The 15520-nt window shown below is 62.3% G+C and carries 11 protein-coding genes; 4 read left to right on the forward strand and 7 right to left on the reverse strand.

The genetic code is table 11. The annotated features are described in order from the left end of the window. Window positions 1–1127 (forward strand): glycine C-acetyltransferase (locus ACTJKM_RS22245; RefSeq protein WP_440660929.1); only part of this gene is annotated, 1127 nt, incomplete at its 5' end. 11 nt (window positions 1128–1138) lie between these two features. Further along, window positions 1139–2173 (forward strand): L-threonine 3-dehydrogenase, encoded by a 1035-nt coding sequence (gene tdh, locus ACTJKM_RS22250; RefSeq protein ID WP_440660734.1) that lies wholly within the window; start codon window positions 1139–1141, stop codon window positions 2171–2173. A 202-nt stretch (window positions 2174–2375) separates the two neighbouring features. Here the strand turns inward: tdh and ACTJKM_RS22255 are convergent, their stop codons facing one another. The 3 genes from ACTJKM_RS22255 to ACTJKM_RS22265 all read right to left on the reverse strand — a co-directional run bounded on the left by ACTJKM_RS22255 (window position 2376) and on the right by ACTJKM_RS22265 (window position 7350). Next, complete coding sequence (locus tag ACTJKM_RS22255) at window positions 2376–4175, reverse strand: NAD(P)/FAD-dependent oxidoreductase (RefSeq protein WP_440660930.1); 1800 nt, start codon at window positions 4173–4175, stop codon at window positions 2376–2378. 66 nt (window positions 4176–4241) lie between these two features. Then, on the reverse strand, window positions 4242–5315 hold the full coding sequence (locus tag ACTJKM_RS22260) for a 2,3-butanediol dehydrogenase (protein ID WP_440660932.1): 1074 nt from the start codon (window positions 5313–5315) through the stop codon (window positions 4242–4244). Window positions 5316–5478: 163 nt separating this feature from the next. Next, the gene (locus ACTJKM_RS22265; RefSeq protein WP_440660933.1) at window positions 5479–7350 is read right to left on the reverse strand and encodes a sigma-54-dependent Fis family transcriptional regulator; all 1872 of its coding nucleotides are present in this window, start codon (window positions 7348–7350) and stop codon (window positions 5479–5481) included. A 363-nt stretch (window positions 7351–7713) separates the two neighbouring features. Here ACTJKM_RS22265 and ACTJKM_RS22270 point away from each other — a divergent pair, with 363 nt between their 5' ends. Then, window positions 7714–9111, forward strand: coding sequence for a family 16 glycosylhydrolase (locus ACTJKM_RS22270; RefSeq protein ID WP_113515146.1), 1398 nt, complete (start codon window positions 7714–7716; stop codon window positions 9109–9111). A 355-nt stretch (window positions 9112–9466) separates the two neighbouring features. On the opposite strand, the gene ACTJKM_RS22275 is transcribed toward ACTJKM_RS22270, so the two are convergent. Continuing rightward, entirely contained in the window at window positions 9467–9892 is a 426-nt protein-coding gene (locus tag ACTJKM_RS22275; RefSeq protein ID WP_440660934.1) for a hypothetical protein, read from the reverse strand. A gap of 379 nt (window positions 9893–10271) precedes the next feature. On the opposite strand from ACTJKM_RS22275, the gene ACTJKM_RS22280 reads away from it, so the two are divergent. Beyond that, window positions 10272–11585 carry an alkyl sulfatase dimerization domain-containing protein gene (locus ACTJKM_RS22280; protein WP_440660935.1) on the forward strand — a complete coding sequence of 438 codons (1314 nt, stop codon included), beginning with the start codon at window positions 10272–10274 and terminating at the stop codon, window positions 11583–11585. A 219-nt stretch (window positions 11586–11804) separates the two neighbouring features. On the opposite strand, the gene ACTJKM_RS22285 is transcribed toward ACTJKM_RS22280, so the two are convergent. The 3 genes from ACTJKM_RS22285 to ACTJKM_RS22295 all read right to left on the reverse strand — a co-directional run bounded on the left by ACTJKM_RS22285 (window position 11805) and on the right by ACTJKM_RS22295 (window position 15341). After that, window positions 11805–13184 carry an aspartate aminotransferase family protein gene (locus ACTJKM_RS22285; RefSeq protein WP_058328959.1) on the reverse strand — a complete coding sequence of 460 codons (1380 nt, stop codon included), beginning with the start codon at window positions 13182–13184 and terminating at the stop codon, window positions 11805–11807. Between the two features lie 37 nt (window positions 13185–13221). Beyond that, window positions 13222–14718, reverse strand: coding sequence for an NAD-dependent succinate-semialdehyde dehydrogenase (locus ACTJKM_RS22290; RefSeq protein ID WP_058328958.1), 1497 nt, complete (start codon window positions 14716–14718; stop codon window positions 13222–13224). A gap of 176 nt (window positions 14719–14894) precedes the next feature. Continuing rightward, window positions 14895–15341 carry an MEKHLA domain-containing protein gene (locus ACTJKM_RS22295; RefSeq protein ID WP_058328957.1) on the reverse strand — a complete coding sequence of 149 codons (447 nt, stop codon included), beginning with the start codon at window positions 15339–15341 and terminating at the stop codon, window positions 14895–14897. Between the last annotated feature and the right edge of the window lie 179 nt (window positions 15342–15520).

Here is a 15520-nt window from a genome sequence, read left to right on the forward strand (position 1 = left end):
TGTACAAGTCGGAGCGTGTCATCACCTCGAAGCAGGCGGGCGCGATCGAGGTCGCCTCGGGCGACCGCGTGCTCAACTTCTGCGCCAACAACTATCTCGGCCTTGCCGACAACGCGGAACTCGCCGAGGCCGGCAAACAGGCGCTCGACCGTTACGGCTACGGCATGGCCTCGGTGCGCTTCATCTGCGGCACGCAGGAGGAGCATAAGCAACTCGAGGCCCGCATCTCGTCGTTCCTCGGCCTGGAAGACACCATCCTCTATTCCTCCTGCTTCGATGCCAATGGCGGCCTGTTCGAAACGCTGCTTGGCGAAGAGGACGCGATCATCTCCGACGCGCTCAACCACGCCTCGATCATCGACGGCGTGCGGCTCTCCAAGGCCAAGCGCTTCCGCTACGCCAACAACGACATGGCAGCACTGGAGGAGGAGCTGAAGAAGGCGGAGGGCAGTCGCTTCAAGCTGATCGCCACCGACGGCGTGTTCTCGATGGACGGCATCATCGCCAACCTGCAAGGCGTCTGCGACCTCGCCGACAAATACGGCGCCATGGTCATGGTCGACGACAGCCATGCGGTCGGCTTCGTCGGCAAAAATGGCCGCGGCTCGGCCGAACATTGCGGCGTCGAGGGCCGCATCGACATCATCACCGGCACGCTCGGCAAGGCGCTCGGCGGCGCCTCCGGCGGTTACACCTCGGCCAAGGCCGAGGTCGTCGAGTGGCTGCGCCAGCGCTCGCGGCCCTATCTGTTTTCCAACACGCTGGCGCCGGTCATTGCCGCCGCCTCGCTCACGGTCTTCGACCTGATCGAGAACGGCGATGCACTGCGGCAGCGGCTCTATGCCAATGCCACCCTGTTCCGCACCGAGATGTCGAAGCTCGGCTTCACGCTTGCCGGCGAAGGGCACCCGATCATCCCGGTCATGCTCGGCGATGCGGCGCTCGCCCAGGAGATGGCGGCGCGCATGCTGCAAAAGGGCGTCTATGTCATCGGCTTCTCGTTCCCGGTGGTGCCGAAGGGACAGGCGCGCATCCGCACGCAGATGTCGGCGGCCCACAGCGAGAACGACGTACGCCGGGCGATCGCCGCCTTCGAAGCGGTCGGCCGCGAGCTTGGCGTGATCTGAGGGAGAGACTGATGACGAACATGATGAAGGCGCTGGTGAAATCGAAGCCGGAAGAAGGCCTCTGGATGGAGCGGGTGCCGGTGCCGGAGATCGGCCCGAACGACGTGCTGATCAAGGTGAAGAAATCGGCGATCTGCGGCACCGACGTGCATATCTGGAACTGGGACCAGTGGGCGCAGAAGACCATCCCGGTGCCGATGGTCGTCGGCCACGAGTTCATGGGCGAGATCGCCGAGGTCGGCTCGGCCGTCACCAAGTACCATGTCGGCGAGCGGGTGTCGGGCGAGGGCCATATCGTCTGCGGCAAATGCCGCAACTGCCGCGCCGGCCGCGGCCATCTGTGCCGCAACACGCTCGGCGTCGGCGTCAACCGCCCGGGTTCCTTCGGCGAGTTCGTCTGCCTGCCGGAATATAACGTCGTGCCGATCCCGCACGACGTGCCCGACGAGGTCGCGGCGATCTTCGACCCGTTCGGCAATGCCGTGCACACCGCCCTTTCCTTCGATCTCGTCGGCGAGGACGTGCTCGTCACCGGCGCCGGGCCGATCGGCATCATGGGGGCACTGGTTGCCAAGCGCTCGGGTGCGCGCAAGGTGGTGATCACCGACATCAACCCGACGCGGCTGGCGCTCGCCAAGAGCGTCGGCATCGATTACGTCGTCGACGCCTCGAAGCAAAACCTCGCCGACGTGATGAAGGCGATCGGCATGACCGAGGGCTTTGATGTCGGTCTCGAAATGTCGGGGGCGGCGCCGGCCTTCCGCGACATGATCGACAAGATGAACAATGGCGGCAAGATCGCCATCCTCGGCATCGCGCCGGCCGGATTCGAGATCGACTGGAACAAGGTGATCTTCAAGATGCTCAACCTCAAGGGCATCTACGGTCGCGAGATGTTCGAGACCTGGTACAAGATGATCGCCTTCGTGCAGGGCGGCCTCGACCTTTCTCCCGTCATCACCCACCGCATCAGGATCGACGAATTCCGCGACGGCTTCGAGGCCATGCGCTCCGGCAATTCCGGCAAGGTGGTGATGGACTGGTAAGGCCTTGAGGAGAGCTCCGCGCGATTTGCGTGGTCTCTGGAACGACCATAGATAAGCGTTTGCCAGAGTCTCCGCTCGCGGCGGGTTCGGAGATACTTTCATCCGCGCTTCGGCGGGCGTTCCAGTCTCCTAAAGCTAGCCTGGTCTTCTCACGAGCGCGGGGAGAGGGCGGGCAAACCGCCCTCTCGTCGGCGCACTTTCGTCAGCGTTTGTGATGAACGCTTTGCAGGCCATAGACCGGTGTCTGGATGCCCTCCAATCGTGCCTTCAGTTGCAGCGAGAGATACTGCGAGTAATGGCGCGACTGGTGCAAGTTGCCGCCGTGGAACCAAAGCGCCTCCTGTTGCGTCGGCTTCCACATGTTGCGCTGTTCGCCCTCCCAGGGGCCGGGGTCCTTCGGCGTATCGGAGCCGAGCCCCCAGACTTTGCCGATGCGGTCGGCGGTCTCCTGGTCGATGAGGTCCGCGACCCAGCCGTTCATCGAGCCGTAGCCCGTCGCATAGACGATGACGTCGGCCGGGATTTCCTTGCCGTCAGACAGTTTTACCGAGGTCTCGGTGATCTCTTCCACCTGTCCCGCGGCAAGCTTCACCTTGCCATCGATGATCAGCTGTGAAGCGCCGATATCGATGTAGTAGCCGGATCCGCGGCGCAGGTACTTCATGAAAAGACCCGAGCCATCCGCCCCCCAATCCAGCTGGAAGCCGGCTTTCTCCAGCTCCGCGTAGAAGTCGGCGTCGCGCTCGCGCATCTTGTCGTAAAGCGGGATCTGGAACTCGTGCATGATCCGATAGGGCAGCGAGGCGAAGATGAGGTCCGCCTTGCCCGTCGTCACGCCATTTGCCAGCGCCTGTTCGGAATAGAGCCCGCCGAGGCCGATATCCATCAGCGTGTCGGATTTAACGATATGGGTTGTCGAGCGTTGGATCATCGTGACGTCGACGCCTGCTTCGTAAAGTGCGGCGCAGATGTCATGGGCCGAATTGTTCGAGCCGATCACGACAACTTTCTTGCCCTTGTAGCCATCCGGCCCCGGGTGCTGCGAGGAATGATGCTGCTCACCCCTAAAGCGCTCGCGGCCCTTGAAATCCGGGATGTTCGCCTTGCCGGACATGCCGGTTGCAAAGACGAGCTGTTTCGGCCGCAGCACCACTTCCTCGCCGTCGCGGTCGACCACGATCGTCCATTCCTTCGTGGCTTCGTCCCATTTGGCCGACTTGGCGGTGGAGCGTGTCCAGTAGTTCAGCTCCATCACCTTCGTATAGAATTCCAGCCAATCGCCGATCTTGTCCTTTGGCGCGAAGACCGGCCAGTTCTTCGGGAAGTCGATGTAGGGCAGGTGATCGTACCAGACGGGGTCATGCAGGCAGAGCGACTTGTAGCGCTTGCGCCAGCTGTCGCCTGGCCGGTCGTTCCTTTCGAGGATGATGGTGGGCACGCCCAGCTGACGAAGCCGAGCGCCGAGCGCAATGCCGCCCTGTCCGCCGCCGATGATCACGACATAGGGCTGGTATTCATAGCCGAGCGTGCGCTCCTCATGCTCGCGCTCCTCCTTCCAGGTCTTCGCGCCGACATTCTGGCCGTGCTTGGCGCCGAGGGGGCGGGTAAAGCCGGACTTTTCCTCGTGGCCCTTGAGTTCGGCAAGCGCCGTCAGCAGCGTCCAGATAAGGCCGTTCTTGATGCGCACGAGGCCATAGCCGCGCCCGGTCGCCGTCTCGAACGAGATCCAGCTTTCGAGCACGCCATCGGTCTCGGTCGCTTCCTCGCCGGCGGCGACGCGCCAATTGGAGGGCTTTGCAAAGGCGAGCTGCGCATCAAGCATGTCGCGCACCTGATCCCGGCCCTCGACCGTCTTGATATTCCAGGTGAAGGCGACGAGGTCGCGCCAGTAGCATTCCTCGGCGAAGAGGTTGGCTGCATCGTCGATGCGGCCGGTTTCGAGCGCGTCGCCAAAGGCATCAAGCAGCGTCTGAACGCGGGTGGTGGGGGTCTTCTCGAGCATCGTTTCTCCTCCTGCTCTGTGATGAAGATGGGACGGCTCCTCAACCGTCCCGCAACGCGGACCGGCCTAACGCTTGAGGTCGATCAGAATTTTCAAATGGGTGCCGGCGGGATCGAGTAGCTTGTCGAACCCTGCCGAAACGGCCTCGCCGAGCGAGACATATTTGGTGACGATCCGCCGCGCCGGAATCTGGCCGCTCGCGATCAGGCGCGCGACACGCGGCCAGTAGTGGGTCGGGTAGGCCCAGGAACCGCGGATATCGATGTCCTTGAAGGTTACGTCGAACCAGTTCAACGGGTTTTCTCCGGGGTGAAGACCGGTCTGTACGACAACACCCTGCTTGCGCACGGCGCTTGCGCAGGCCTTGAGCGCATGTTCGTTGCCGACGCATTCGATGGCGACGTCGCAGCCGACACCGCCCTCGGTCTCGGCCTGGACGACGTCGCCGACCTTTTCCATCTTCGGATTGATCGTGCGGACGTCGCCCAGCGCTTCCTTGGCCAACGACAGTCGCGTCTCGTTGGGGTCGGAGAGGAAGATCTTCGAAGCGCCGGCGGCCCGCGCAGCCATCGCAACGAGAATGCCGATCGGCCCTGCGCCGGTGACCAGCACGCTGCTGCCGGCGGTGACGCCGCCGCGGTCGCAGGCGTAAACAGCGACTGCGGTGGGCTCGATCAGCGCGGCCTCCTCGTCGGACAGTGCATCGGGAATGGGCTGGACATTGTAGTCGTTGAGAAGGGCTGCTTCCGCCATTCCCCCGGAATGCCAGGAGAGGCCCGCAAGTGCGAGGTTGGCGCTCAGGTGAAACAGACCGCGATCGGCGTAATAGTCGCCACGGCGGGGCATGATCAGCGGTTGGACCGAGACCCGGTCGCCAGGCCTCACATGGCTGACCCCTTCGCCGACTGCCTTCACGATGCCGCCGAATTCATGACCAAGGATCTGTGGTCCATGGGCGCCGGTGAAGGGATGCGGCTCTTTCGGGATGAAGATCGGCCCATAGGCGTATTCATGCAGATCGGTCCCGCAGATACCGCAGAAACGGTTCTCCACCAGCACCTCGCCCGGCCCGGGCTGAGGCGGGGCCTCGACATCGTCAATGCGTAGATTCCTGGCGGCGTGAAAGCGCAGAGCTTTCATTTGTGTTTCCTCCTGTTGTTCTTGCACAGGAGGGGCAGCAAGTGGCATGCCAGATCGCGATGCTGCCTATTTTCTGGGTAATATCAATGGTTTAAAAATCGTCGCAGCCGAAAATCTCGGGGAATGCAACAGTTGCTGCGCAACAGGTGTTGCAGGCGTTGCGTCAGTTGAGACGCTTCAGGCGACGGTGGATGGTCGAGCGGTTGACGCCGAGCTTCCTTGCAAGTGCCGAGATGTTGTCGCCGCAGTCTCGCAGCGCCTGTCTCAATGCATCGTCCTCGCCTGGCAGCGAATGGACCTGGGTGGCGAAGAGATGTTCCGGCAGGCACTCGGTATCGATGAGGCCACCTTCGGAAAGTGCGGCGGCGACCCGCAGGACGTTGGAAAGCTCACGCAGATTTCCCGGCCATTCATGCGCCAGCAAGGCCGCCCGGGCGGCCTTGTCGATGCGGTAGGGCTCGTTGTTCTCCTTCTCGATGCGAGCGAGCAATTGGTCGATCAGCCAGCCGAGATCCTGGCGCTCTCGCAAGGCTGGCAGGCAGAGCGTTGCGGCGTTCAGGCGGTAATAAAGGTCTTCTCGGAAACGGCCTTCCTTCACCAGTTCCGCGAGATCGCGGTGGGAGGCGGAAACCACGCGCAGGCGGATCGGGCGCGCCTTCAGCGCGCCGACCGCCTGGACCTCATTTTCCGAGAGCACGCGCAACAGCCGGCTTTGCAGCGAAAGCGGCATGTCGCCGATCTCGTCGAGGAACAGGGTGCCGCCGTCGGCATCCTCGATCAGGCCGCGCTTGCCCTTCTGGCTGGCGCCAGTGAACGCGCCGGGAGCGTAGCCGAAGAGTTCGGACTCGATGAGATGCTCCGGGATTGCCGCGCAATTGACCGCGACGAAGTTGCCATTGCCGCAGCAACTGTCATGGATCGCGCGCGCAAGATATTCCTTGCCGCTGCCTGTTTCCCCTTGAATGAGAATAGAGATGTTGCGGGTCGCAAGTTTCGCCGCGCGGGTCTGCACCCGTTCCATTGCGGCGTCGCCGCGACTGAGATCGCGCAAAGCCCGGGGTAGGCGCGGCTCCGGCCCGGTAGGCGCGCGAAGGCTGACGACGGGCGCGATGGCGCTAGCGAAAAGGACAAGACCACTCTTGGCTCGAAGCAGGCGTTCGCCGTTCGGCCGGCCGCGCATGAAATTCGGCAGGTCGTCTACGTCGATATCGAAGATCTCCGAAACCGGAAGGCCAAGGAAATCACGCGTTCTGAGGCCGCGGATGTTCATCGAGCGGGCGAGTGCGCCGAAACCACCATGGGTCATGCCAGTGATACGCCCGCTGCCATCCAGGGCGATGGCGGCGTCCGGGTCGACATCAAGGAATTCCGGCGACCGCGCGAGCCGCAGGACCCAGTCATTGCGGGTACGGGTCATGAGATTGGCGAGCTCGATCCGGCGTGCAGTCGCGGACACCAGATGCAGCGCCAGCTGCTGGCTCGCCTTGGCGGTGGGTGACCGGAGCTGGGAGATGTCGAGCACGGCGGTAAGGTCGCCAAGCGTGTCGAAGACGGGCGCCGCCGTACAGGTCAGTCCGATATGGCTGGCGTCGAAATGATCGTCCTGATGAATGATGACCGGTTCGCCGGAGACAATGCAGGCCCCGACGGCACAGGTTCCTGCTCGGCTCTCCGACCATTCCGAGCCGAGATAGAGCCCCGCCTTGCGCAGCTGGTTGTCGAAAGTCGGGTCGCCCATGAAATCGACGGTGACGCCACGCGCATCGGACAGCAACAAAACATAGTTCTGTTCGGCGACCTGGTTGAACAGCCCTTCAAGGCCGGAGCGGCCGATGCGGATCAGTTCTTCAGCCTGTTCGCGATGCTCGCGCAGCTTCGATCCCGGAACGATATAGGCTTCCTGCGCGATCGTCGGATCCAGCTTGTAATCATTGAGGCAGCGAAGCCAGGATTGGACCACGGGTGCATCGCGCGGGCTCGCAGCGCCCAAGCCAACACGCTCTATCTCACGTATATGCGATAGCGGTGTTGTCATCGATCGGCCTCCCAGGCGGGAAGCTGACACACTCTCGGCGTGTCGACAATCCATATCTATCAATAGGCAAGGCAGCGACCGGTGGGGACTTCCCATGCGGTATTGATCGGAATCCGCGCCATCGTGATGCTGCGGCCTGAGTGCGTTTTCGTTTCTCCATTCTGAGAATCGCGTCGCCGGCGCATAGGCTGCTTTCCGGTGGGCGCCTCGATCCCCACGGGAGCCTGTCGGCGGCCAGCTGCTGCATCACAGTTGAAGAATGCGCAGGGGCAAAAGAGTTGGAGGTGTGGGCGACAGGCCACAGTCAGAGATGCTAGGGGTGCTCACCGGGAAGGGGCACTCTATCAAGCAGGAGACTTCTCGATGAGCAGAACTGCCATGAACGCCCTAGGACAGCCGGTCTATTACAGCGGAAGTTCGACGGCATGGTATTCCGCAAGCGGATCCGGACCGAGCCTTTTCGGCACGCCCGCCAACGATTCCATCTGGGGCGACAGTTCCGTCGACGTAACGATGGTCGGCGGCACGGGCGACGACATCTACTACCTTTATTCATCGACGAACCGGGCCGAAGAGGCCCCCGGCGAAGGCGTAGACACGATCGATACGTGGATGAGCTACACCTTGCCGGAGAATTTCGAGAACCTGACCGTCACCGGCAACGACCGATATGCGTTCGGCAACAGTGCCGACAATATCATCACCGGTGGTTCGGGCAGCCAGACCATCGACGGACGCGCAGGTAACGACGTGCTCATCGGCGCCGGTGGAGCCGATACCTTCGTGTTCGAACATGGCAACGGCAGCGATCTCATCGCCGATTTCAGCTCCAACGACACTGTCCGCCTCGATGGCTATGGGTTCACCTCGTTCGAACAGGTCCTGGCCAATTCTGCCCAGGAGGGGGACGATCTCCGCCTTCATCTCGCCGACGGCGAAAGTGTGGTGTTCGCCGATACGACAACCGACCAATTGCAGGAGAACCAGTTCAAGCTGAGCCTGGACCGGTCCGCCTTCACGCAGACTTTCTCCGATGATTTCGACACGCTTCAACTCCGCAGCGACACAGGCGGTGTCTGGGATGCGAAATACTGGTGGGCGCCGGAAGAGGGGGCAACGCTAACCGAAAACGGCGAGCTGCAATGGTACGTCAATCCGAGTTATGAGCCGACCGCTTCCATCAACCCGTTTTCGGTCGAGGACGGCGTGCTGACGATCACCGCCGAGCGCGCCTCGGAAGAAATCCAGTCCGAGATCGGTGGCTATGATTACACGTCCGGGATGCTGACGACCTATTCGTCCTTCGCCCAGACCTACGGCTACTTCGAGATGCGAGCCGACATGCCGGACGATCAAGGCGCCTGGCCCGCTTTCTGGCTGCTACCCGCCGACGGCTCCTGGCCGCCGGAACTCGACGTCGTCGAAATGCGCGGGCAGGACACCAATACCGTGATCACCACCGCCCATTCCAACGAAAGTGGCGAGCACACCGTGAGCCGAGACGGAGTGCAGGTCGCCGATACCGATGGGTTTCACGACTATGGCGTGCTTTGGACGGAAGATGAGATCGTCTGGTACTTCGACGACACGGAGATCGCCCGCACGGACACGCCCGCGGATATGCACGAGCCGATGTATATGCTCGTCAATCTCGCGGTTGGAGGGATGGCCGACACGCCTAATGACGACTTTGCCGACGGCGCGGAGATGAAGATCGACTCCATCGAGGCGTACTCGCTGGACTCCGACTGGGATATCTAAGCGGACGACGAAGGGTGGGCCGCTTCCGGAGCGGCCCACCCTGCCAAACGCCCTGTCATGACCATGCGCAGCGTCTGTACGGATGGGCTCCAGGATCAATGTGAGCAGCCTTCGTCGGGTTCCGTGGCGAACCGGATGTCACTACTCGCCGCAACGGCCAGGACGCGAGAGACGGCCACATCAGCGCCAGTCTGTGCTTCCGGTTCCTCTATCGTCTTGCAGGGTTTCGAGAAGCAAGCTCATTTCCCCGAGCGCAACGGTTTGGGACATGGCAATGTCCAGAAGCGCGTCTCTGAACCGGCTGCTCTGCGAGGCGTCGCGGCGCTGCAAGCCTTCGAAACGCGCTGGGCAAAGGTCACTCGCTGGGTGCGGCACGATTGCTCACCTCCTGCACCACGTCGGACGAATGGTGAACCTGGCGCGCTTGTCTTAGCAGATAGGAACCCAACTCTGCGGCTGCGGCGATATCGGCGAAGAGCAGGCCCGCCTCAGCCATGGTGCCGTCGTCGAGCGTATCTGTCTCCTTCGGGTCGAAATCATCCAGCAGTTCGAGAAGTGCCGCGATCCTACGCCGTTGCTCGCCGGCCGCGGTCAACAGGCTCCGCTCGATCCGCTCGCGCTCCAGCCTCTCAAGGTCGCGCAGTGCCTCGCCCACGCGGTCACGGCATTCGCAGTCGATGGCGCTGCTCAAGATCGCGCCGTGCATCCGTGCGATCGCACGGCTGATGTCCTCTCTTGTCTGGGCCAATGTCGATGTCATCGCGGGTTCGGCTGCTCGCATTACGTTTGTTCCACGTCCAGAGTTGCGTAGCGGCATCTTTCGGCGCTGCGCAATCACGATCGGGTATTTCGACGTCCAGCCTAAAGGCAAGAGGAACCGGGCTGTTTGAACCAGCGCAAAGAAAGGTAGCTTTCCACTGGCACGCCGCTTGGCCAGGACAGCCGGCCGCGTTTTAGCCCCACGGCCGAAGAGACTTGAGGTCTCCGACGATCACCACGCAGACCCTGGCCGCAAGGAAGGACGGGACTTCCGTCAGTTATTCCCATATCAAGTCCACGGGATGCGTTGCAGTCGCAACCGTAACGACAGACGGCCGGTCGCCGTCATTTCTGAACGTACCATGCAAGGCTCGTGGAGCCGTGAAGTAGGACTAACCTTGATGGTCGCATCAACACTCGGGCAGACGTCGCCCGCGTCTCGAGATGAATTCGCCGGGCGCGAGCAACTGCGTGCGAGTTCCGCAGAATTCCGGAAGGAAGTCATCGAAATCACGGACGGTGTCTTTGCTGCCGTGGGGTATTCGGCGAGCAATGTCACGCTGATCCAGGGGGAGAAAGGCTCCATTATCGTCGACACGTCTGCAAACCCCGTCGACGCAAAGGCGATCGTGGACGCCTTCGGGAATCGCTTCGTACGTCCCGTCCTGGCAATCATCTACACGCACAATCACCCGGACCATTCCGGCGGCGCGAGCGTGTTTGCCGGATCTGACAACCCCGAAATCTACAGCCATCAGACGCTGTTGGAATCTGGTCCTGAGTTCGGAAGAGGACCGCGCGACGGCGGTGATGCCTTCGGCACCAAGCTCGCTGACCATCTGTTCATCAACGCGGGTACGCAGCTCGAATATGGCCGTGTGACCCCGCATACGCGGGAGGGATTCCTGCCGCCGACCCGCACGTTCAGAGGGGAGAGCGAGACCATAGAGCTGGCGGGGGTGCAGATGCAGCTCATCCATACGCCTGGGGAGTCTCCTGAGAACACGGCGATCTGGATCGCCGGGAAGGGAGTGCTGGTCCCCGGCGATGATTTCCTGAAATCATACCCGAACCTCTCGCCGATCCGCGGCCTGAAGCTGAGGCCGCCGGAGAAGTGGATCGCAAGCCTCGACAAAATGCTCGCCTTGGACGCCACCTACATGGTCCAGGGCCACATGCGCCCGATCCTCGGGAAGGACGAGGTCCGCAAGGCTCTCACCGATTACCGCGACGGCATCAAGACCGTCCTCGACCAGACCCTGGCCGGGATCAAACAAGGAAAGACACCCGACGAGCTTGTTCAGGAGGTGAAACTCTCTCCTGAGCTCTCAAAGAGCCCCTACCTGCAAGAATACTATGGCACTGTCGCGTGGGCTGTGCGTGGTATTTACGCCGATTACGTCGGCTGGTTCGATGGAAATGCCACGAATTTGAATCCTCTGCCGCCCGGGGAGCGCGCCCGAAAGATGCTCGAAATGGCAGGAGGCCTAGATAAGGTCATCGCCCGCGCCCGGGAAGCCATTGAGGCCAAGGAGTTTCAATGGGCGGCAGAAATGATCGATCATGTGTTGGCCGTTGACCCTGCGAACATGGCAGCCAAGGAGATCAAGGCCCAGGCGCTGATCGAGTTGGGCGAACGCCAGATCAATGCTAACGCCCGGAACTATTACCTCACCACAGCTCAATACCTGCTGAAGCGAGAGAGGCAGGCGTAGCTGTGTCCGCGCGGGCACGCCATCGTTCTTGAATTCGCTTCAAGGTGAGGACCGGAGGTTTCTTCGGTCCGAGACACCAGAGGCTTCATTGAGCGCGTGGCCGCGGGCCCTTCTGAACTTCGAGCTTATGCCCGGTCGCTTGCGCGGCCGGGCATGCAGGGAATGGAAACGCATGATTGCGCCATTGGGCCTCTTTCATCGTTTCCTGCTCGCCGGGCCTTACTTTGAGCCGAGCACGGATGTGATCGCGTCTGCGGCCGCTTTCACGACGATGTCAGCCTCTTTCTTCGTCAGGCAGAGTGGTGGTGCGAAGCCGAGGATGTCGCCTTGGGGCATGGCGCGGCCGATGACGCCGCGTTCCAGGAGGGCGGCGGCGATCTGCGGGCCGACCTTTTTTGCCGGGTCGAAGAAGGCCCGGTCGTCCTTGTCCTCGACGAACTCGACCGCCGCCATCAATCCGTCGCCACGCACCTCGCCGACATGCTTGTGGTCGGCAAGCGCTTTCGCCAGTTCCGAGCGGAAATAGGCGCCGGTTTTGCCGGCGTTCTCGACAAGGCGCAATTCGTCGATCAGTTCGAGATTGGCAACGCCCGCGGCCGCGCAGATCGGATGGGCGGAATAGGTCCAGCCATGGCCGATCGCGCCCAGCTCGTCAGAGCCCTGCACCAGCACCTGCCACATCTTGTCGGAGACGATCGTGCCGGAAAGGGGCGCATAGGCAGAGGTCAGGCCCTTGGCAATGGTGATGAGGTCGGGCTTCATGCCGTAATGGTCGGAGCCGAACATCGTCCCGAGACGGCCAAAGCCGGTGACCACCTCGTCGGCGACGAGCAGGATCTCGTATTTTTCGAGCACCGCCTGGATCTTCTGCCAGTAGCCCTTCGGCGGTGGTACGATGCCGCCCGTACCGAGGATCGGCTCGCCGATGAAGGCGGCGATCGTCTCCGGTCCTTCGGCCAGGATCATCTCTTCGAGCTTGTCGGCGCAATCTTGCGAGAACTGCTCTTCATCCATCGACCGGTCCGGGCGGCGGAAGAAGTAGGGCGCTTCCGTGTGCAGGATCGGCGCGCGCGGCAGGTCGAAAGCGTTGTGGAAGAGATGCAAGCCGGTCAGCGAGCCCGTCATGACGCCGGACCCATGATAGCCGCGCCAGCGTGAGATGATCTTCTTCTTTTCCGGCCGGCCGAGGATGTTGTTGTAGTACCAGATCAGCTTGATGTTGGTCTCGTTGGCATCCGAACCTGAAAGACCGAAGTAGACACGGCTCATGCCCTGAGGCGCGCGATCGATGATCAACTTGGACAGCCTGATCGAGGCTTCTGTGCCGTGACCGACATAGGCGTGGTAGTAAGCGAGGTTCTTGGCCTGCTCGGCGATCGCGTCGGCGATCTTCTGCCGGCCGTAGCCGACATTGACGCAGTAGAGGCCGGCAAATGCGTCAAGGCTCGTCTTGCCGCTGGTGTCGGTAATGTAGACGCCTTCGCCGCGGCCGATGACTCGGGTCGGCGTCTCGCCGCGCGCATGCATGCCCATATGCGTGGACGGGTGGAAGAAGTGATCACGGTCCCAGGCGGTAAGTTCGTTGCTTCTGTCGAGCATGGTCTTTCCTTTCGCGTATGAAATGTGGCGCGCGCGCTCAGGCGGCCGTGTCGATGCAGAGGTATTTGAGTTCCGTGAAGGCTTCGATGCCGTGGCGGGAGCCTTCGCGGCCGAGGCCCGACTGCTTCCAGCCTCCGAAGGGGATCGGTCCGCCGGTGATCTTCACCCGATTGATGGCGACCATGCCGTACTCAAGCGCCCGTCCGAGACGCATCTGGCGCGCGCCGCTCTCTGTGACGACATAGGCGACGAGACCATACTCAGTGTCGTTGGCGCGGGCGATCACTTCGTCCTCGTCGTCGAAGGCCGTCACGGCTGCGACCGGACCGAATGTCTCTTCGCGCATGATCAGTGCCTCGTCGGGCGCGTCGGTCAGGAGTGTGGGTTCAAAGAAAAGCGGCCCGGCCGGGTGGCGCCGTCCGCCGACTGCAAGCTTGGCGCCAAGCCGCAGCGCGTCGGCCACCTGCTCCTCAACCTTGGCGATCGCTCGTTCGTGCATCAGCGGGCCGATTTCGCTGTCGCGGTCGAGCCCGGTGCCGACCTTCAAGCGCGCAATCCGCGCAGCAAAGGCCTCCTCAAAAGCCCTGAGGATCGGCCGCTCGACATAGATGCGATTGGCAGCGAGGCAATCCTGGCCAGACGTCGCGAACTTTGCGGCGATCGCGATATCGGCTGCCTTCTCCACGTCGGCATCGGCGAAGACGATCAGCGGCGCGTGACCGCCGAGTTCCATGACCAGCCGCTTCATCGTCCGTGCGCACTGGCCGGCAATCAGCTTGCCGATCTCCGTCGACCCGGTGAAGCTCATGGCGCGGATGCGCGCATCGGCATTCATGCGGCCAACGATGGTGGCGGCATCCCCTGTCACCACGTTGAAGACACCTGAGGGCAGGCCGGCCCGCTCGCCGAGTTCGGCAAGGGCAAGTGCTGAAAGCGGTGTTTCGCTGGAGGGATGCGCAACGACGGTGCAGCCGGCGGCAAGGGCCGCTGCGGCCTTGCGGGTGATCATGGCGGAGGGGAAATTCCACGGCGTCACGATGCCGACGACGCCGAGAGCCTCGCGGCGGACAATCATCTCGGCTCCGGGAAGATGGCTGGTGACGCTTTCGGCGTTGAGGCGCTTTCCTTCCTCGGCATACCACTCGATGAAAGAGGCCGCATAGTCGATCTCGGCACTGGACTCGGCAAGCGGCTTGCCCTGTTCCAGCGTCATCAGCAGCGCAAGATCCTCGCGGGCCTCCAGGATCAGGTCATGCCACTTGCGCAGGATCGCGGAGCGCTGTTGCGGCAGCATGCTGCGCCAGGCGGGCAGCGCGTCGCTCGCGGCCGAGATCGCCTCCCCGGCCTGCTCGGCATCAAGGGCTGTGACCCAGGCGATGGTCGCCGACGAGGCGGGATCCGTCACCTTGAAGCCGGCACCGTCATGGCCGGCGATCCAGCGACCGCCGACATAGGCGAGCTCCCTGAGCAGGTGCGGATCGGCAAGGCGGGCGAGGGCGTCGTGAAAGGTCGTGCGGGCAAATACGGCGGTCATGGCGGCCTCCTCTGGTTGTCTGGAAGAAGTCTGCCAGAGGGAAGGCGACAGATTGTCTATTGCCGGGGTGGGCGGCAGAGACTTTGGCCAAAGGTAGGGGCAACCGTAGACAATCTCTCTATTAGGAGGCGGGAAGCAGCGTCTCGAGCGGTCACAAGATAAGGCGCAAAGCGCTCTTACCGGTCCTTCCAGGTGTGAAAGACGGCGGCCTGGCCGACACAGGCGCCGTCGGTGCGCACAAGCTGCCAGACGGTCGCGTTTTCGATCCAGAACCGGCGTCCGGATTTCGCGATCCGAACGCCGCGATAGTTGTCGATGAAACCTTTGGCGGAGACGCCGTCTAGAAGACGCTGCCTTTCTTCGCGGTCTGGCGCCTCGGCAGAAAGGCGCGACGGCATACCGATGAATTCCTCCCAAGAGTATCCGAAACAGGCCTGGGCCGTCTTGTTCGCGTATATGAAACGGGGATCCTCGGACCGGTCATGTGCGAGCAAGGCGAACGGCGCGGATGCATAAAGCCACCTGCCATCCGCGGAAGGATCACCTAAGCTTCTGCCTGTCAGCTGGCGGAAGCTTGCAATCATCAGTGCGGAAATCTCTTCGACGTCACGCTCGCTCATCATGCCGTTCCCTTTTTGCCGTGCGTCGCCATTGGCCGCATCTTGCAGACATCGGCCATCGTGGAGGCGAGAGTCTGCTGTCGCTGCTGCCAGCCACTTGGATCGCGCGGTGTTCCTGAAGGTGGGCGCTCTGCGAAGAATTCTACAATATCCACGCTGAGCGCCTCTGCCGATGATGCCTC

Origin of the sequence: Ensifer sp. 22460, assembly GCF_052044935.1 — a bacterium.
In the GTDB taxonomy this organism is placed as follows: domain Bacteria; phylum Pseudomonadota; class Alphaproteobacteria; order Rhizobiales; family Rhizobiaceae; genus Ensifer.